This is a genomic window from Agrobacterium sp. 6Ca8 (genome assembly GCF_055382765.1).
The window spans coordinates 2,389,637-2,406,108 of record NZ_AP026433.1 but is presented as its reverse complement, the minus strand read 5'-3'; the positions used below and the strand labels follow the sequence as shown (position 1 = coordinate 2,406,108).

At 58.9% G+C, this 16,472-nt stretch carries 20 protein-coding genes; 11 read left to right on the top strand and 9 right to left on the bottom strand.

The window, feature by feature from the left end:
• Nucleotides 1-104 precede the first annotated feature (104 nt).
• The 3 genes from typA to ppa all read left to right on the top strand — a co-directional run bounded on the left by typA (nt 105) and on the right by ppa (nt 3,350).
• A complete protein-coding gene (typA, locus tag ACZ5A6_RS11810) occupies nt 105-1,925 on the top strand; it encodes a translational GTPase TypA (protein WP_003516684.1) in 1,821 nt (606 codons plus the stop codon).
• A 215-nt stretch (nt 1,926-2,140) separates the two neighbouring features.
• On the top strand, nt 2,141-2,647 hold the full coding sequence (locus tag ACZ5A6_RS11805) for a GNAT family N-acetyltransferase (protein ID WP_003516685.1): 507 nt from the start codon (nt 2,141-2,143) through the stop codon (nt 2,645-2,647).
• A 169-nt stretch (nt 2,648-2,816) separates the two neighbouring features.
• Entirely contained in the window at nt 2,817-3,350 is a 534-nt protein-coding gene (gene ppa, locus ACZ5A6_RS11800; protein WP_003516686.1) for an inorganic diphosphatase, read from the top strand.
• A gap of 15 nt (nt 3,351-3,365) precedes the next feature.
• On the opposite strand, the gene ACZ5A6_RS11795 is transcribed toward ppa, so the two are convergent.
• Together ACZ5A6_RS11795 and ACZ5A6_RS11790 are read right to left on the bottom strand one after the other, a co-directional pair.
• Nucleotides 3,366-3,677 carry a DUF167 domain-containing protein gene (locus ACZ5A6_RS11795; RefSeq protein WP_025594563.1) on the bottom strand — a complete coding sequence of 104 codons (312 nt, stop codon included), beginning with the start codon at nt 3,675-3,677 and terminating at the stop codon, nt 3,366-3,368.
• Entirely contained in the window at nt 3,674-3,964 is a 291-nt protein-coding gene (locus ACZ5A6_RS11790) for a YggT family protein (protein WP_003516688.1), read from the bottom strand. The genes ACZ5A6_RS11795 and ACZ5A6_RS11790 overlap by 4 nt, the downstream gene beginning before the upstream one ends.
• Before the next feature lie 137 nt (nt 3,965-4,101).
• Between ACZ5A6_RS11790 and ACZ5A6_RS11785 the strand changes: the two genes are divergently transcribed.
• A complete protein-coding gene (locus ACZ5A6_RS11785; protein ID WP_174060533.1) occupies nt 4,102-5,334 on the top strand; it encodes an MFS transporter in 1,233 nt (410 codons plus the stop codon).
• 6 nt (nt 5,335-5,340) lie between these two features.
• On the opposite strand, the gene ACZ5A6_RS11780 is transcribed toward ACZ5A6_RS11785, so the two are convergent.
• The 6 genes from ACZ5A6_RS11780 to hemC all read right to left on the bottom strand — a co-directional run bounded on the left by ACZ5A6_RS11780 (nt 5,341) and on the right by hemC (nt 11,362).
• Nucleotides 5,341-6,072: a glutamine amidotransferase gene (locus ACZ5A6_RS11780; protein WP_113048310.1), complete on the bottom strand. Its 732-nt coding sequence runs from the start codon at nt 6,070-6,072 to the stop codon at nt 5,341-5,343.
• Nucleotides 6,062-6,550: a tellurite resistance TerB family protein gene (locus tag ACZ5A6_RS11775; RefSeq protein WP_003516699.1), complete on the bottom strand. Its 489-nt coding sequence runs from the start codon at nt 6,548-6,550 to the stop codon at nt 6,062-6,064. Before ACZ5A6_RS11775 ends, ACZ5A6_RS11780 begins: the two co-directional genes overlap by 11 nt.
• A gap of 10 nt (nt 6,551-6,560) precedes the next feature.
• Nucleotides 6,561-8,168 (bottom strand): heme biosynthesis protein HemY, encoded by a 1,608-nt coding sequence (locus ACZ5A6_RS11770; protein WP_003516701.1) that lies wholly within the window; start codon nt 8,166-8,168, stop codon nt 6,561-6,563.
• 3 nt (nt 8,169-8,171) lie between these two features.
• Nucleotides 8,172-9,614, bottom strand: coding sequence for a mitofilin family membrane protein (locus ACZ5A6_RS11765; protein WP_174060532.1), 1,443 nt, complete (start codon nt 9,612-9,614; stop codon nt 8,172-8,174).
• Nucleotides 9,615-9,687: 73 nt separating this feature from the next.
• Nucleotides 9,688-10,428, bottom strand: a complete 741-nt coding sequence (locus ACZ5A6_RS11760) for a uroporphyrinogen-III synthase (protein WP_174060531.1) — start codon at nt 10,426-10,428, stop codon at nt 9,688-9,690.
• 4 nt (nt 10,429-10,432) lie between these two features.
• Nucleotides 10,433-11,362 carry a hydroxymethylbilane synthase gene (gene hemC, locus ACZ5A6_RS11755; RefSeq protein WP_174060530.1) on the bottom strand — a complete coding sequence of 310 codons (930 nt, stop codon included), beginning with the start codon at nt 11,360-11,362 and terminating at the stop codon, nt 10,433-10,435.
• A gap of 73 nt (nt 11,363-11,435) precedes the next feature.
• Between hemC and tsaD the strand changes: the two genes are divergently transcribed.
• The 5 genes from tsaD (at nt 11,436) to ACZ5A6_RS11730 (ending at nt 14,998) form a co-directional block, all read left to right on the top strand.
• The gene (tsaD, locus tag ACZ5A6_RS11750; protein WP_013636893.1) at nt 11,436-12,533 is read left to right on the top strand and encodes a tRNA (adenosine(37)-N6)-threonylcarbamoyltransferase complex transferase subunit TsaD; all 1,098 of its coding nucleotides are present in this window, start codon (nt 11,436-11,438) and stop codon (nt 12,531-12,533) included.
• Nucleotides 12,533-13,516, top strand: a complete 984-nt coding sequence (locus ACZ5A6_RS11745; protein WP_115062431.1) for an NAD(P)H-dependent glycerol-3-phosphate dehydrogenase — start codon at nt 12,533-12,535, stop codon at nt 13,514-13,516. The genes tsaD and ACZ5A6_RS11745 overlap by 1 nt, the downstream gene beginning before the upstream one ends.
• Before the next feature lie 86 nt (nt 13,517-13,602).
• Nucleotides 13,603-13,896, top strand: a complete 294-nt coding sequence (locus ACZ5A6_RS11740; protein WP_003516711.1) for a YciI-like protein — start codon at nt 13,603-13,605, stop codon at nt 13,894-13,896.
• A 6-nt stretch (nt 13,897-13,902) separates the two neighbouring features.
• The gene (locus ACZ5A6_RS11735) at nt 13,903-14,346 is read left to right on the top strand and encodes an EVE domain-containing protein (RefSeq protein ID WP_003516712.1); all 444 of its coding nucleotides are present in this window, start codon (nt 13,903-13,905) and stop codon (nt 14,344-14,346) included.
• Nucleotides 14,347-14,353: 7 nt separating this feature from the next.
• Nucleotides 14,354-14,998, top strand: a complete 645-nt coding sequence (locus ACZ5A6_RS11730; protein ID WP_065688671.1) for a class I SAM-dependent methyltransferase — start codon at nt 14,354-14,356, stop codon at nt 14,996-14,998.
• A gap of 5 nt (nt 14,999-15,003) precedes the next feature.
• Here ACZ5A6_RS11730 and ACZ5A6_RS11725 read toward each other — a convergent pair whose 3' ends face one another.
• Complete coding sequence (locus ACZ5A6_RS11725) at nt 15,004-15,372, bottom strand: hypothetical protein (protein ID WP_174060529.1); 369 nt, start codon at nt 15,370-15,372, stop codon at nt 15,004-15,006.
• Nucleotides 15,373-15,678: 306 nt separating this feature from the next.
• Between ACZ5A6_RS11725 and sdhC the strand changes: the two genes are divergently transcribed.
• Together sdhC and sdhD are read left to right on the top strand one after the other, a co-directional pair.
• Entirely contained in the window at nt 15,679-16,071 is a 393-nt protein-coding gene (gene sdhC / locus ACZ5A6_RS11720) for a succinate dehydrogenase, cytochrome b556 subunit (RefSeq protein ID WP_013636889.1), read from the top strand.
• A gap of 14 nt (nt 16,072-16,085) precedes the next feature.
• Nucleotides 16,086-16,466, top strand: a complete 381-nt coding sequence (sdhD, locus tag ACZ5A6_RS11715; RefSeq protein ID WP_003516716.1) for a succinate dehydrogenase, hydrophobic membrane anchor protein — start codon at nt 16,086-16,088, stop codon at nt 16,464-16,466.
• Nucleotides 16,467-16,472 lie beyond the last annotated feature (6 nt).

Below are 16,472 nucleotides of genomic sequence, written 5' to 3'. Positions count from 1 at the left end.
TGACAATGCCCCCCTTTCGCATTTGCAAAAAAAAGGTTATGAGCGCGCCAAACTAAATTGGCGCATCTCACGACGGTAGCGCCCAACCTCAGAGATTTTGAACAATGGCAATTCGCAACATCGCGATTATCGCGCACGTTGACCATGGAAAAACGACGCTCGTTGACGAGCTTCTGAAGCAGTCCGGCTCGTTCCGCGACAACCAGCGCGTTGCGGAACGCGTGATGGATAGCAACGATCTCGAAAAGGAACGCGGCATCACCATTCTTGCCAAGGCGACTTCGGTGGAGTGGAAGGGTGTTCGCATCAACATCGTCGACACCCCCGGCCACGCCGATTTCGGCGGCGAAGTTGAGCGTATCCTGTCGATGGTGGATGGCGCGATCGTTCTGGTCGATAGTTCCGAAGGCCCGATGCCGCAGACGAAGTTCGTCGTCAGCAAGGCGCTGAAGGTTGGTCTTCGTCCGATCGTGGCGATCAACAAGATCGACCGTCCGGATGGCCGCCATGAAGAAGTCATCAACGAAGTTTTCGACCTTTTCGCAAACCTCGATGCTACCGACGAGCAGCTCGACTTCCCGATCCTTTACGGTTCCGGCCGTGACGGCTGGATGAACGTCAACCCAGAAGGTCCGAAGGATCAGGGTCTTGCACCGTTGCTCGATCTGGTTCTCGAGCATGTTCCGGAGCCTACTGTTGAAGAAGGCCCGTTCCGTCTGATCGGTACCATCCTCGAAGCCAACCCCTTCCTCGGCCGTATCATCACCGGCCGTATCGCTTCCGGTTCGATCAAGCCGAACCAGGCCGTGAAGGTACTTGGCCAGGACGGCAAGACGATCGAAACCGGTCGTATTTCCAAGATCCTCGCATTCCGCGGCATTGAGCGCACGTCCATCGATGAAGCCCATGCAGGTGACATCGTTGCCATCGCTGGTCTTTCCAAGGGCACTGTTGCCGATACCTTCTGTGACCCTTCCGTCACTGAGGCGATGACCGCACAGCCGATCGATCCGCCGACCGTTACCATGTCCTTCATCGTCAACGACAGCCCGCTTGCTGGCACCGAAGGCGACAAGGTCACGAGCCGCGTCATCCGCGACCGTCTGTTCAAGGAAGCCGAAGGCAACGTCGCGCTGAAGATTGAAGAAGCTGAAGGCAAGGATTCGTTCTTCGTTTCCGGGCGTGGCGAATTGCAGCTGGCAGTTCTCATCGAAACCATGCGTCGCGAAGGCTTTGAGCTTGCAGTTTCGCGTCCGCGCGTTGTCATGCACAAGGATGAGAACGGCGCCATGATGGAGCCGATCGAAGAAGTCGTGATCGACGTCGATGAAGAGCATTCCGGCGTCGTCGTTCAGAAGATGTCCGAGCGCAAGGCTGAAATGGCTGAGCTCCGTCCCTCCGGCGGTAATCGCGTTCGTCTGAAGTTCTACGCTCCGACCCGCGGCCTGATCGGCTACCAGTCGGAACTTTTGACCGACACGCGCGGCACGGCGATCATGAACCGCCTGTTCCACGACTATCAGCCGTACAAGGGTGCGATTGCTGGTCGCGTTAACGGCGTTCTTTTGTCGAACGGTTCGGGCGAAGCTGTCGCCTACGCCATGTTCAACCTGGAAGATCGTGGCCCGATGATCATCGAGCCGGGTGAGAAGGTTTATGCCGGCATGATTATCGGCATTCACTCTCGCGATAACGATCTCGAAGTGAACGTGCTGAAGGGCAAGCAGCTGACCAACATCCGCGCCGCCGGCAAGGATGAAGCCGTAAAGCTGACGCCGCCGATCCGCATGACGCTCGACCGCGCGCTTTCCTGGATCCAGGACGACGAGCTGATGGAAGTGACGCCGAAGTCCATCCGTCTGCGCAAGATGTTCCTCGACGCCAACGATCGCAAGCGTTTCGAAAAGGCGAAGCTGGCAGTTTGATTGCGGCTTCCCGTCAAGAATTTGAAAAAACCCGGCCGCGAGCCGGGTTTTTTTATGCGCATGTTTTATTTGTGCATGAGTCGAAAGACCCTTGTGTCAAAGGTTAAGGATGCGTTAATTTTTCTCGGTCGTCCACATGAATAGGCTGTGGGTAAGCTTGCTGTCGTTAACCTTTATGGCTGGCAAGTTTTCATGGTCGGGGCCAGAATCGCGTTATGAAAACGTTATCCATAGATGTTCGCCGAGCCGAACCGCAAGATGCGCGCGCAATAGCCGAAGCGCACCGTCTGTCATGGCAACAGGCCTATGCCGGGCTGATCCCGCACCGACCGCTGACGCAGATGCTGGAGCGCCGCGGCGAAATCTGGTGGAAGAAGGCGACCCGGGGTTCCGCAACCATGCTGGTGGTGGAAGTGAAGGGCGTGGTTGCCGGATATGCCACGCTGGGCTTAAGCCGTGCGCGTGGGCTGCCGCATGACGGCGAGATCTACGAGCTTTATCTGCGGCCGGAATATCAGGGCATCGGGCTTGGCTCGCTGCTATTCACGGAAGCTCGCCGGCTGCTAACCTCGCTCGGCTGCAACGGTGTTGTGGTCTGGTGCCTCGAAGATAGCGAGGTTGCCAATCGGTTTTTCCGTTCGCATGGCGGCCGGGACATCGCCGAGGGCATGGAAGATTTCGGCGGCAGGTCGCTGCGCAAGATCGGTTTCGTCTGGAACTAAGTACGCAGCCGGGTGATTTCACGCCGGTTTCATTTTTTCCGGTCGGCCATTCGCAATCCCGATGCCCTCAAATTCGGCATTCTGCCTTATCCGCCTAAAGCCATGTTGCAATACGGCGACTTTCCCAGTATCGAAAACCAAATCCAACCCCGTCGAATGAGGGAAGCGAATGCGTATCGATGCAATTTCCATTGGCAAGAATCCGCCGGAAGACGTGAATGTTATTGTCGAGGTGCCGGTTGGCGGCCAGCCGATCAAGTACGAGATGGACAAGGACGCCGGTGCGCTGATCGTCGATCGCTTCCTCTACACGCCTATGACCTATCCGGGTAACTATGGCTTCGTGCCGCACACGCTTTCCGACGATGGCGATCCGATCGACGTTCTTATCTGCAATACCCGCCCGCTGGTTCCTGGCTGCGTGATCAATGTGCGCCCCATCGGCGTCATGATCATGGAAGACGACGGCGGCAAGGACGAGAAGATCCTCGCCGTTCCGGTTCCGAAGCTGACGCGCCGTTACGACAAGGTCCACAACTACACCGACCTGCCGGAAATCACGCTGAAGCAGATCGAGCACTTCTTCGAGCACTACAAGGATCTGGAGCCCGGCAAGTGGGTGAAGATGGGCGGTTGGCAGGATGTCGACGTTGCCAAGAAGCTGATCGTCGAAGCCATCGAGCGCTACAAGACGCAGGGCTGATTTCAGCCCGTTGCCTTAGACTTCCAGCTTTCTAAAAAGCTTTTCGAAATCCTCCGGGTCGGTATCGATCCGGAGGATTTTTTTACGCGCTGTTTCACCTGAAATGAAGGTGATGGACGATTTGGGCAGGCCGAATTTTTTCGCCAGCAAAATGACCAGGGCCTTGTTCGCCTTGCCGCCTTCAGGCACTGCGCTGACGCGAGCCTTCAGATGGGCATTTCCGTCAGCATCCTGCTCCACGCCGTCAATGGCATCGCGTCCCCCGTTCGGGGTGAGGCGAACGGACAGGCGTATGTGATCGCCGTGTTTTTGCCAGAGGTCGCTCAAGCGACCATGGGATAGAGCGTATTCCACATGAAGGAGCGGATGAAGAAGATGATCAGCAGAAGGATGATCGGCGAAATATCGATGCCGCCGAGATTAGGCAGAATGCTACGGATTGGGCGCAGAACCGGCTCGGTGACGTTGACCAGAAAGCTGCCGATGGCATTCACGAACTGGTTGCGGGAGTTGATGACGTTGAAGGCGTAAAGCCAGGAAAAAATGGCGCTGGCGATCAGCACCCACGTATAGAGGTTCAAAGCCAGATCGATGGTCTGAAACAGGGCAAGCATCAATATCTCCGTATCTTGATTGCAAGACATTTAGACATTCGCTCGTGAACCGGCAAGTGTTGCGCCTATAGGGCTGGCGATTCTTGTCGTATCGCTCTATTGCAGACTTCTCATATTGTCTCGAGAGCACCCAGCCGATGTCCCTGCCTTCTGCCGAAAACCGCTTCGGTGCATTCCGGCATAGTTCCTATCGCCGTTTTTTCAGCGCCCGGTTTTTTTCGGCCTTCGCAATCCAGATCGTCAGCGTTTCCGTGGGCTGGCAGATGTATGAGGTCACCGGCAATGCCTTTTATCTCGGCTTGATCGGTCTTTTCCAGTTTCTGCCATCGCTGCTTTTGATCCTTGTCACTGGAACGGTGGCGGACAGGCACAATCGCCGGCGCATTATGGCCGTATGCCTTCTGATCGCGGCCGGTTGCGCGGCGGCTCTGCTTGGCCTGACGCTGGCACACAGCTTTTCTCCCTGGCCGGTCTTTGCCATTCTCGTCGTGTTCGGCATAGAGCGGGCTTTCATGGGGCCGGCGGTGCAATCGCTGGCTCCCAATCTTGTGCCTGTCGAGGATTTGCCGAACGCCATCGCCTGGAACTCCTCTTCATGGCAGATGGCGTCCATTCTTGGCCCTGTCGCCGGTGGCCTGCTTTATGGTCTCGGCGCTGCCGTGGCCTATTGCGTGGCGCTCGTGCTGTTCATCGTGTCCGCTATGCTGGCGGTGACGATCCGCAAACCGGAGCAACGGGGTCCGGCGAAAGCGATCAGCCTCGAGACCATGCTGGCCGGGTTCAAATTCATCTCGCAGGAAAAAGTGGTTCTCGGCGCCATCTCGCTCGATCTTTTTGCCGTGTTGCTCGGCGGCGCTGTCGCCCTGATGCCGATTTTCGCCAAGGAAGTGCTGACACTCGGGCCTTGGGGGCTTGGGCTTCTGCGCGCGGCACCCGGTATCGGCGCCATAACCGTCGCGGTCATTCTGGCGTTCAGGCCCATCCGCCACCATGCCGGCCTGCTGATGTTCGTCGGTGTCGGGTTTTTCGGCATTTCCACCGTGGTATTCGGACTTTCTCAAACCGCATGGGTGTCCATTGCCGCATTGGTGGTCATGGGCGCATCGGACATGGTGTCGGTTTATGTGCGGGAAACGTTGATTGCGCTCTGGACGCCGGATGAGGTGCGCGGGCGCGTGAATGCGGTGAACATGGTGTTTGTCGGGGCGTCCAACGAGCTGGGCGAGTTCCGCGCCGGCACCATGGCCCATGTCGTCGGGGCCGTGCCAGCAGTCGTCATCGGCGGGGCGGGCACGCTTGCGGTTGCGGTCATCTGGGCACTCGGCTTTTCGAAGCTGCGCAGGATCGATAATCTCGACGCACCACGCTGACGCGCCTCAGCGCTGCGGTTTGCCTTCGAAAACCAGATCAAGGAAATTGCCAAGCCAGGACCGGAGCGGTGTGTCGAACAACATGCGCCCCTCCAGATGCTGGCTGCCGACCTGCGCATTGGGCATGCCGAAACGCTGTGCGCCACGCACCACCCAGCTGTGCATCATCGCGCGGGTCAGTTCTGCGTGAAACTGAAGGCCCCAGGCGTTTTTTCCGTATCGGTAAGCTTGGTTGGGATAGGTTTCGCCCGATGCCAGAAGCTCAGCTCCCCGCGGCAAATCGAACCCTTCGCGGTGGAAATGATAGACCATCTTCGGCCAATGCGGCATCAGCAATCGCCCGTGTTCGGTCGCATGAAGCGGATACCAGCCGATTTCCACCTTGCCTTCACGGTCGGCCTCTACGTTACCACCCAGATGTTTGGACAGCATTTGTGCGCCGAGGCAGATGCCGAGAAAGGGTTTGTTTTCCTTCAGCGGCACTTTCAGCCAGTCAATTTCGGCTTTGATATAGTCATGCGGGTCGTTGGCGCTCATCGGGCCGCCGAAGATGATGGCGCCCGCATGTTTCTCCAGCGTTTGCGGCAGATCGTCTCCAAGCGCGGGGCGCCTTATATCCAGCCGATAGCCTTTTTCCACCAGCATCTGGCCGACGCGGCCGGGCGTGGACCGTTCCTGATGCAGGATGACGAGCAGCGAAGGTTGTTTTCTCTGTTGCCTGGAGGGGTCAAACAGCATCGTCTTCGTTTTCGCTTTCTTCAGCGGGTCCGGACCTGGTGGCGGCCTGCTGACGTTGCAGAACCCTGTCGCGCACGGAAACACCGAGTAGATCGGCCACGCGCCAGATCACATGATCTTCCATCTCGCTTCGTTCGCCGTCAGCGTAAACAATATCCCAGAGGATGCCAATAAGCTCCACGCGCTGCTCTTCATCGAGATGGCGGCGGATGTCGGTGGTGAAGCGATAATAGTCTACGGCTTCCTTGCCGGCCTCCTGGCCGGCGGCAAGAAGCGCGTCCAGCTTGCCGGCATCAAGATGATAATAGTCGTGGAGGATCTCACGAAGGCGATCACGCTCGCTTTTGGAGACCGTGCCGTCCGCTTCCATTACCTGAAAACAGAGGGCGGCCACCGCGACCCTCAGATCATCGGGGCTGAATTCATCCGCATGCTGGCCAACGAGGTTTTGAATAAACGACTGGATCTGGTTGAACATCGATAGCCTGTCAGAAGAGTTTTAGCCGGGTTTTGGGTTCGGCTTCCACGCCGGGTTTCTTGACGCCGGGATCATCCGGTGCACCACCGAAAAATGGCACCGGTTCTGTCTTCGCATCCGCTGGCCTGGCTTCCACCGGAACTTCATTTGTTGCCGGCTTTTTCTCCTTCGGGGCAGATACGTCCGGCTTGACCTCGATGGGTGCGGGTTTTGTCACAACAATGGGCTGAGGTGCCACTTCAACAACGATCGGGGTCGGAGCCTGTTCGGTCCTTGCCGGTGCTGCTGCAATCGCATTTTCGATTGTCAGGTCTTCGACAGGTCCTTCAAGCTGGCCAAAAGGCGCCTTCCACTCGAAGGCGTCGAGACGGCCCGTCACGGGCGAAACCGGAAGCCATTTTTCCGAAGTGACACCATCTGCCACCCAGACGGGATCACGCGGTGCGCGCAGAGCCTGCGCCATCCAGTAACGCACCCGGCCCTGATCGCCGGTTTCGGCTTCCTCGATGTCGGCCATCAGCAGGAAGATGCTTTCGCGCGGCTCGATCCGGGCGGCGGCTTCCGCTTTGGCACGCGCCTTGGCAAATTCCTTGGCGTCGAGAGCTGCCTGCGCCACGGCAAACAGGGATTCGATGTTGTTGGGTTTCAGGCTCTCAAGCCGTTCGGCACGTTTAAGGCGATCAATGGCCGTATCGCCGCTGCGCGCCCGAACATAGAGATCGGCGATCTGCGAGTGGGGATCGTTCTTCCATACTGGTTCCAGAACCGCTGCGGCCTTGCGTAGATTGTCATCGCGCAGATAGGATTTTGCTGCGATCAATGCTGCGGGCACAAGGCTTTTTGCAAGCTTGAGGGCTTGTTTTGCGTCTTCGCGCGCACCCACCGGGTCGCTCTCCAGTTTTTCACCGGCCTTTGCGGTAAGAAGCACAGCTTTCAGCCGCTCAGCCTCGCCGCGTTGGATGACGCCTGCTGCTTTTTGCTGGTCGAGCAGGCGGATCGCGTCATCCCACTCGCCATTGCGGCAGCGGGTTTCCAGCGTCGCCTGTGCTGCCCAAGGCAGGTAAGGGGCTTTTTCGGCTGCGTCCTCGGCATATTGCTGGGCTGCTTCATGGGCTCCCTGTCGGCGCGCCTCGATATAAAGGCCGCGAAGGCCAAGTTCGCGGGTTTCAGGATCGCGGGCCATCGCCTCGAATTTGCGCCGCGCCTCGTCATATTTGCCTTCGATGAGGTCGGCTTGCGCATCGAGCAGGTGGATCAGCGGCTCCTGATCAGCACTGAGAAGCCCCTGCGTGCGGGCCGTCATCTTGCGGGCCAGAATGGCGTTGCCGGCGCCGGCGGCGATGAGGCCGGTGGAGAGCGCCTGATAACCACGGTCGCGCTTGCGGGCGCGAAAATAGCGTCGTGCCGCGTTCGGCGATGTCCATATGGCATTGACGACCCACCAGACCAGCATGACGGCCGCAACGAATGCAGCAACGATGGAGGCGGCGACCATCAGGCTCATTTCGATCAGCTGGCCCTGCCAGACGATTGAGAGGACACCGGGCCTGTCCGCCAGCCAGGAGAAACCGAAACCGAGCGCCAGAACGATGAGGACGAAAGTCAGAATTCTGGTCATGCCTTACCCCTGCTTGCCGGTGCTGGTGATGGCGCGGTTTAACGTGCCTCCCACCAGGTTTTCGACCTCGATGCGCGCATCCAGAGATTTTTTATAGTCGGCGGATGCTGTCTTGGCGGCCTCGGGAAGCCCATTCCATTCAAGTGCCGCACCCTGCAGATCTCCGTTGCGCAACTTGTTTTCCATGCGCGCGATCATGGCGTCGGGGGTCTCGCCTTCGATGTTTCCGACGGGGCGGACCTTCACTAGCGAAAAGGCGCTTTCCGTCAGACGTTCCATGATGCCCTGATTGGGGTCGGGCCGATTGATCGCCAAGAGCATCGCATTCGCAACGTCGGGGAATTTCTGCATCAGCTCCGAGCGCGATGGCACGCCGGTTGCGGCGAAAGACTGCAAGGATGCGATTGCCGGATCGTCCGGGGTTACCTTAGACAATGTGTCGAGTTCAGTGAGGAACGGCCCACCGCGATCGATCGTGGCTTTCAGTGCGGCCGACGCAATGGCGCGGGCGACTTCTATATCGTCGCGCGGCTCATTGATCTTGGTTTCCGCGTCAGTCAGGCGGCGTGTCAGCTCCGCCGTTGCCGAGGCCTGCGCGGAACGCTCTGACGTGAGCGCGGATTCCAGCGCGGTTATTTTTTCCGAAAGTGCGTCCACCTGCGGTGCTTCGCCCTTTGCGCCCTCAAGAGCGGCGATGCGCTGTTCCAGCGCCGAGGTATCCCCTCCTGCTGCGGGAACATTGGCGAGCTGCTGACGCAGGCTCCCTAGCTCGGTTCTCAATGCGGCAATCTCATCGCTTCCGGTCTTGCTCACATTAAACGAGGGTAGAATGCCGGCATATTGCATGCTGCCAGCAGCTGCGAGCGCCACGAGGCCACCCACGATACCCGCCGCGATCACACCGGAGGTTGCCGCCTGTTTGCGCGCGGGTTGCTGTGGCGTGGATGGCTTGGCCGGTCCGGAGGATGACGCGCCTGTCGATGGCTTTGCACCAGTAGTCGCGCTTCCGGATGCTGCGGACGACGATGTGGAAGCAAAAGTCGCAGGCTTTGCGCCCGCCGAGGAAGCGGAAGCAGCGCTTGCGTCAGTCGCGCTGGTCACCGGTTTCGCTTCGGGTTTTGGCGAAGCTGTCTCGGGCTGTTTGTCGGCAGGTTTTTCCACCTGGGGCTTGCCGGTTGCCGGTTCCGCCTTGTGAACGTTCGGTGCAGGCTCCATGGGTGTTTTATGCGTCTGTTCCCAAACGGGAGCCGGGCTGGACGTTTCGGCTGCTTCTGGCTTGGGAGGAACGTTTGGCTGAGCTGCTGCCGGTGTCGTCTCGCCGGTCTTGTCATCAGTCTTCGCAGCATCCACGTCGGCGGAAATTGCTTTCACGTCTTTTGCGTCCAGGTCGATGGTGACCGGTTCGGCGTTGGACTTGGAGTGGCGTGGCGGCTTTCCCGATACCATGACAACCTCATTTCTGCCTGCAATAGTCTAAACCTAGTCAGTGACGGCGGCAAAGGAAAGAGGCGAGCCTGAATTAGGTTCCAGACTTTCGGTGGAGAAGTTCAAACATGGCTGCCTCGTTTGCCCCTTCGGCGGCTGCGGCGTTCGCGCGGAAGATTTCCGGAACCAGTGAAAGCACATTGCGGCTGATGCAGACGAATTGTGTGGTGGTCAGCGCCGCCACATATTTTTCCGACGATGCGTGGCGGAAAAAGGCCCGTGCGGCTTCCGACGAATAGAGCAGGACCACATCGGCAGCTGTCTTCACAAGTGCTGTTTCGAGCATATCGTCTGAAAGATCTGACGGCTGCATTTCGTAACAATCGACGGTCCGGAAGGAAATTCCCGCAGCGGCAATTCCGTCCTCGAACACGGCGCCTCGCGGCGTGCCGGCAAGATAGAGCAATGGATCTGTGCTCTCCGTTAGGGGGCGATGCTCCGAGACAAGCCCCGCGAGAGCCACCGCATCGCCAGATCCGGTGAGGATGTTTTGGAAGCCGATTTCCCTCGCCGCTTCCGCCGTCGCCTCGCCGACGGCGAAAAGCGGTTTTGAAAGATGGGGCGCAAGTCGGTGGCGGAAATCTCTAAGCGCCCGCAAGGCCTCGGCGCTGGTCACGGCGATGGCCGAGAGCGGCTCCGATAGCGCTGGTATGGCGCGCTGGCCGTGGTGGACGGGATGAAACAGCGGAAGAAGCACCGGCTCGTGACCGAGGGCTTCAAGCTTTGCGGCCGTCTTTTCGCCCGAACGAAGCGGCCGGGTGACGACGATCCGCATCGGCTCAGCTCCAGCCGTCGAAGAAGTTGCTGCCTGCCCTGGCGCGCACGTCTTCACCGGCCTTGCGACCCAAGTCCTTGGCATCCTTGCGAGCGCCTGAAATCTCGACGCTGTGGCTCGTCTGTCCGTCCGGTGTGAGGATCACGCCGGAGAAATGAAGTTCCTCGCCGTGGCAGGTAGCAAAGCCTGCAATCGGGGTGCGACAGGAACCATCAAGGGCGGCCAGAAAGGCGCGCTCGCAGGTAACGGCATCGTAGGTGGGTATGTCGTTGATAGGTGAAAGCAACTCGTCCATGCGTGTGTCGCCAATACGACTCTCGACGCAGATCGCGCCCTGCGCGGGGGCTGGTGGAAATTCCTTCGGGTCAAGAATGTCCGTCGGGACGTTCTCCATGCCCAGCCGTATCAGGCCGGCAAAGGCGAGAAGCGTGGCATCCGCCTGGCCTTCCTCCAGTTTGCGCAGGCGGGTTTCGACCTGGCCGCGAAAGATGATGACGCTCAGGTCCGGACGCAGGCGGCGGATCAGCGCTTGGCGGCGCAAGGATGCGGAGCCGACAACGGCGCCCTGCGGTAGTTCCAGAAGCTTTGGTGCGGTGCGACCAATGAAGGCGTCGCGCATATCCTCGCGCGGCAGGAAAGCGGAAAGATAAAGGCCCTTCGGCAAAACGGTCGGCATGTCCTTGGAGGAATGCACGGCAATATCGAGCTCGCCGGAAAGAAGCTGGCTCTCCAGTTCTTCCGTGAACAGACCCTTGCCGCCGATCTCCGACAAAGCGCGGTCGGTTATCCGGTCACCCTTGGTGGAAAGCACGACGATTTCGAACATATCTTCCGGCAGACCATGTGCCGACATCAGCCGGTTACGGGTCTCGTAAGCCTGTGCGAGCGCCAGAGGGCTGCCGCGCGTGCCGATTCGGAAAGGTTTTGTTTGCATCCGCGTCTATCCATTGTTACCGGAGTTGTCTTAGACCAACTCAGCGCATGATCGCAATGAACGAACAGAATTGATGACCCCCTTTCTTCGTATCCTCGGCATAGAGACAAGCTGTGACGAAACCGCTGCATCCATTGTGGTTCGGCATGCGGACGGACGTGGCGAGATCGTGTCCGACGTCGTTTTGTCGCAGCTTGAGGAACACAGCGCCTATGGCGGCGTGGTGCCCGAAATTGCTGCCCGCGCCCATGTCGAGGCGCTGGACACGCTGGTGGAAGAAGCGCTGGAACAGGCGGGTGTCACCCTTGCGGACGTCGATGCCATCGCGGCCACATCCGGCCCCGGCCTCATTGGCGGTCTGCTGGTGGGCCTGATGACCGGCAAGGCAATTGCGAAGGCTGCAGACAAGCCGCTTTACGCCATCAACCATCTCGAAGGCCATGCGCTGACGGCGCGTCTGACCGACGGTCTTTCCTTCCCCTATCTGATGCTGCTGGTCTCCGGCGGCCACACCCAGCTTGTGCTGGTTCGCGGTGTGGGTGAATACGAGCGCTGGGGTACGACCATTGATGACGCGCTTGGGGAAGCCTTCGACAAAACTGCGAAGCTTCTGGGATTGCCCTATCCCGGCGGGCCTGCGGTTGAAAAGGCAGCAGCGAAAGGCAACCCTGACCGTTTTGCACTGCCGCGCCCGATGGTCGGCGAGACGAGACTCGATTTTTCCTTCTCCGGTCTGAAGACAGCGGTGCGGCAGGCGGCAACCGCGATCGCTCCGCTTTCGGATCAGGATATTGCCGATATCTGCGCCTCCTTCCAGAAGGCGGTGTCACGCACGCTCAAGGACCGTATCGGCCGTGGCCTTGCGCGCTTTAAGGAAGAGTTTCCGCATCTTGAGACGGAGCCCGCTTTGGTCGTGGCCGGCGGCGTTGCCGCCAATACGGAAATCCGCCAGACCCTCCAGGCGCTTTGTGATGCCCACGGGTTCCGCTTTGTCGCACCGCCGCACCGGCTCTGCACCGACAATGCCGCGATGATTGCCTGGGCCGGGCTGGAGCGGATGGCATGCGGCCGGGAACCCGATGCGCTGGAGATCGCGCCGCGCTCGCGCTGGCCGCTTGATGGCAGCGCGGAGACATTGATCGGTTTCGGCAAAAGGGGAGCCAAGGCCTGATGCAGCGGGAGAAAATCGTCGTCATCGGCGCTGGCGCCTTCGGAACCGCGCTCGCCGTCGTCATCGCGCTGGAGAACCGGCATGACGTGACCCTGCTCGGCCGTGATGCGTCCCTGATGGCCGATCTAAGGGCTGATCGTATTCACGAGGCTGTCCTGCCGGGTGTAGACCTGCCGGACGCGCTGGAATTTTCCGTTGAGCCGGATGTGCTGGCCAATGCAGGCATCGTGTTGTTTGCCATGCCCTCTCAGGCCCATGCCGATGCGGCGCGCCATTACGGTCCTTATCTGGCTAATGATTGTATCATCGTTACCTGCGCCAAGGGCATCGACCGGGTGTCCGGCCGGCTGCTGACGGAACTTCTGGAAGCGGAACTGCCGCATCATCCAATCGCCGTTCTCTCCGGTCCGGGTTTTGCGGCCGATATCGCGCGCGGACTGCCGACGGCGATGGCGATAGCGGCGGAAGACGCTGTCATCGCCGAGCGGCTGGCGACCACGATTTCCGGCAGAACCTTCAGGCTTTATGCCTCGACCGACCGCACGGGCGTGCAGCTTGGCGGCGCGCTGAAGAATGTGCTCGCCATTGCCGCCGGCATCGTGGAAGGTGCGGGCCTCGGCGATTCCGCACGGGCGGCGTTGATTTCGCGGGGGCTTGCCGAGATGTCGCGTCTGGTCGTTGCCATGGGCGGCAAGGCCGATACGGTGCGCGGTCTTTCCGGCCTTGGCGATCTCGTGCTGACCGCCACAAGCCACCAGTCGCGAAACCTGCGTTTCGGCATCGCGCTTGGCCGGGGCGAAGGCAAGGACATGTCCGGCGGGCTGGTGGAGGGCGCCTTTGCGGCAGCCGTTGCCGCCCGGCTCGGCGAACATCACGCTGTCGACATGCCGGTGACCGAGGCGGTTGCGGCCATCATCGACGGCAATCTGGACGTGGCGAGCGCCATGCAACAATTGATGACAAGGCCCATCACCACTGAATGAGTGCGGCCTTCGGATAGTTTTTACGCATGTCCTGGTCCCAAAACCGCTTACACTTTTGGGAGGCATGCGCCAGCGAGGAGACGAAAATGCTGTTTGCCTTTATCTGCAAGGACAAGCCCGGCCATCTGAACGTGCGCATGGACACGCGCCCGGCTCATCTGGAGCACCTGAACAAGTTGAACGCCGAAGGCACGCTGAAGATTGCCGGACCGTTTCTGGATGCCGAAGGCAAGCCGAATGGCAGCCTTGTCATCGTGGAAGCTGCCGACATCGATGCGGCTAAGGCCCTTGCCGATGCCGATCCCTATGCAAAGGCCGGCCTGTTCGAAAGCGTGGATGTGAAGCCCTATAACTGGGTCTTCAACAATCCGGGGGCTTGACCGGCCATGGCGAATTACTGGCTTTACAAGTCTGAGCCGTTCAAATGGTCCTGGGAAATGCAGAAGGCCAAGGGCGAGGCTGGCGAAGAATGGACCGGCGTGCGCAATTATCAGGCCCGCAACAACATGCGCGCCATGAAAATCGGCGACAAGGGTTTTTTCTACCACTCGAATGAAGGGCTTGATGTCGTCGGCATCGTGGAAGTCTGCGCCCTTTCGCACCCGGATTCGACCGCAGAGGGCGATCTGAAGTGGGATTGCGTGGATATCCGCGCCGTTTGCGACATGCCGAAACCGGTTTCGCTGAAGGATGTGAAGGCCAATCCGAAACTCGAAAAGATGTCGCTGGTCACATCCATGCGGCTTTCGGTGCAGCCTGTGACGGAAGAGGAATATCTCGAAGTCTGCCGCATGGGTGGCCTTTCCAATCCACCGAAATCTCCGGACTGAGCTTTCGGTGAGGACCGATCCCGAACGCTTCATTCTCGACAATACCGGCATCATGCATCCACCACATGTGCCGGAATTGCGCCTTCATCTTGCGACCGAAGCGCATGAGCTGTGGCTGAAGACGGAGGAGGAGTTGGAAGAGATCGGCCTGCCGCCGCCATTCTGGGCTTTCGCCTGGGCTGGTGGACAGGGGCTTGCCCGCTACATTCTCGATCATCCTGAAAGTGTCTCCGGCAAGCGTGTGCTGGATTTCGCCAGCGGTTCCGGACTGGTCGCCATTGCCGCCGTAAAGGCGGGCGCCGCGGCTGTTTTAGCCGCCGATATCGATCCGTGGACGGAAACGGCCATTCGGCTGAATGCTGCTCTCAATGGTGTGGCCATCGATTTTACCGGCCGCAATCTGGTTGGGACGCCGGTTGAGGCGGATGTTCTGCTGGCCGGCGACGTGTTTTATGATCGCGCCTTTGCCGATCTCCTCGTGCCTTGGTTTCTGGAACTGGCGGATAGGGGCGTGACCGTGCTCGTCGGCGATCCGGGACGGGCCTACCTGCCCAAACAGCGCCTTTACGCCGAGGCAACCTATCAGGTGCCGGTGACGCGGGCTCTGGAAGACAGTGAAGTCAAAAAAACCACCGTCTGGCGTTTTGTCTGATTATATCAGGGCCTGATGATGCAGACGCCGTGCTGGTAATCGCAGGCGTCGCCTGTCGTTTCGGCGCGGACGTTGATGATTTTCGCCTTCGGTGCCAGCTGCGCGCCCATATTGACGGTTGCGCCTTGTCGCGAAAGCCCACCATTGATCGCGAAATAATTGCCGTTCCCGCGGACCCTCAAGGCGGATATTCCACCCACATAAGTGCCGCCGGAAAGGGTGGAGGGCAGTCCGTCCGTGGAGAAGCTCAACTGTGACTGACGATGCTGATAATGGTGGCGACTATAAAAATCACCTGCCGCAGCAAGAGGCAGTGCCGTGAAAATAATGCCTGCAGTCATCACCGCCAGAGCTGCGATTCGACGCTGTAACATGAGCCTCATTCTCCGGATTTTTTCGGTTAACGAATAGTAAATTACATGATTTCGAAATTACGTAAAGGTAAATATTTTGAAGGCGTAAATCTTGGAAATGCTCGTTTTTTTATTTTCGAGCAAAAAAATTCCAAAAAAAATTCGTGAACCAATCGATTAAATTGGAATCGGTCATGAAATGTGCTTGTCGTGATGCTCCCATGTGATTAAACGTCGCGGTTGGTGCAATGCACATTCTTTCGTCATGTGCTGTTGCTTGGGGGCGCCCGATCTGACGGGTGCACGGGAAAACGCCGCGAGGTTCTGATGGCGAACGTGACAAATAACCGGCCTCTGTCGCCGCATCTTCAAATTTACAAGCCGATTCCGACGATGGTCGCATCCATCGTGCACCGCATCACGGGTGCGGCGCTTTATTTCGGAACGCTTCTTGTCGCCTGGTGGCTTATCGCACTTGCTTCCGGCCCTGCCTATTACGACTGGGTCAGCTGGGCAATGGGTACGATCATCGGCAAGCTTATCCTGATCGGATATACCTGGGCTCTCGTTCACCACATGCTGGGCGGCCTTCGCCACTTCATGTGGGATCTCGGCCATGGCTTCGAGAAGAACTTCAACACGAAACTCGCCAAGGCGACCTTTGTAGCGTCGATCTGTCTGACCGCGCTGATCTGGGTCATCGCCCTGATCGTGCGCTAAGGAGATAGCCTGTCATGGATATGCGTACACCTCTCGGAAAGGTTCGTGGCCTCGGCTCCGCCAAGGAAGGCACCGACCATTTCTGGCGCCAGCGCCTTACGGCCGTCGCCAACGTGCCGTTGCTGATCTTCTTCGTGGTCTTTCTCATCAAATATGCCGGCGCTCCCTATCCGGAAGTTGCGGCGGCGCTTTCCAACCCTCTCGTTGCGGTCATCATGGGTCTGGTGCTGGTTTCCGGCCTCATTCACATGAAGCTCGGCATGCAGGTCATCATCGAAGACTACGTGCACGGCGAGGTTTCGAAGCTCGTTCTTCTGATGCTCAATACGTTTTTCGCGGTTCTCATTGGCGGTCTTTGCATCTTCGCCATTCTGAAAATCGCATTCGCAGGATAAATCGGC

Bases quoted from the DNA above. Each gene is read 5' to 3' on its own strand.
- ACZ5A6_RS11745 (WP_115062431.1), top strand. From the start codon at position 12,533: ATGCAGCGGGAGAAAATCGTCGTCATCGGCGCTGGCGCCTTCGGAACC.
- ACZ5A6_RS11780 (WP_113048310.1), bottom strand. From the start codon at position 6,072: ATGCTGTTTGACCCCTCCAGGCAACAGAGAAAACAACCTTCGCTGCTC.
- ACZ5A6_RS11790 (WP_003516688.1), bottom strand. From the start codon at position 3,964: ATGCTTGCCCTGTTTCAGACCATCGATCTGGCTTTGAACCTCTATACG.
- ACZ5A6_RS11765 (WP_174060532.1), bottom strand. From the start codon at position 9,614: ATGGTATCGGGAAAGCCGCCACGCCACTCCAAGTCCAACGCCGAACCG.
- tsaD (WP_013636893.1), top strand. From the start codon at position 11,436: ATGACCCCCTTTCTTCGTATCCTCGGCATAGAGACAAGCTGTGACGAA.
- ppa (WP_003516686.1), top strand. From the start codon at position 2,817: ATGCGTATCGATGCAATTTCCATTGGCAAGAATCCGCCGGAAGACGTG.
- ACZ5A6_RS11785 (WP_174060533.1), top strand. From the start codon at position 4,102: ATGTCCCTGCCTTCTGCCGAAAACCGCTTCGGTGCATTCCGGCATAGT.
- hemC (WP_174060530.1), bottom strand. From the start codon at position 11,362: ATGCAAACAAAACCTTTCCGAATCGGCACGCGCGGCAGCCCTCTGGCG.
- typA (WP_003516684.1), top strand. From the start codon at position 105: ATGGCAATTCGCAACATCGCGATTATCGCGCACGTTGACCATGGAAAA.
- ACZ5A6_RS11760 (WP_174060531.1), bottom strand. From the start codon at position 10,428: ATGCGGATCGTCGTCACCCGGCCGCTTCGTTCGGGCGAAAAGACGGCC.
- ACZ5A6_RS11725 (WP_174060529.1), bottom strand. From the start codon at position 15,372: ATGTTACAGCGTCGAATCGCAGCTCTGGCGGTGATGACTGCAGGCATT.
- ACZ5A6_RS11735 (WP_003516712.1), top strand. From the start codon at position 13,903: ATGGCGAATTACTGGCTTTACAAGTCTGAGCCGTTCAAATGGTCCTGG.
- sdhD (WP_003516716.1), top strand. From the start codon at position 16,086: ATGGATATGCGTACACCTCTCGGAAAGGTTCGTGGCCTCGGCTCCGCC.
- ACZ5A6_RS11770 (WP_003516701.1), bottom strand. From the start codon at position 8,168: ATGACCAGAATTCTGACTTTCGTCCTCATCGTTCTGGCGCTCGGTTTC.
- sdhC (WP_013636889.1), top strand. From the start codon at position 15,679: ATGGCGAACGTGACAAATAACCGGCCTCTGTCGCCGCATCTTCAAATT.
- ACZ5A6_RS11740 (WP_003516711.1), top strand. From the start codon at position 13,603: ATGCTGTTTGCCTTTATCTGCAAGGACAAGCCCGGCCATCTGAACGTG.
- ACZ5A6_RS11805 (WP_003516685.1), top strand. From the start codon at position 2,141: ATGAAAACGTTATCCATAGATGTTCGCCGAGCCGAACCGCAAGATGCG.
- ACZ5A6_RS11775 (WP_003516699.1), bottom strand. From the start codon at position 6,550: ATGTTCAACCAGATCCAGTCGTTTATTCAAAACCTCGTTGGCCAGCAT.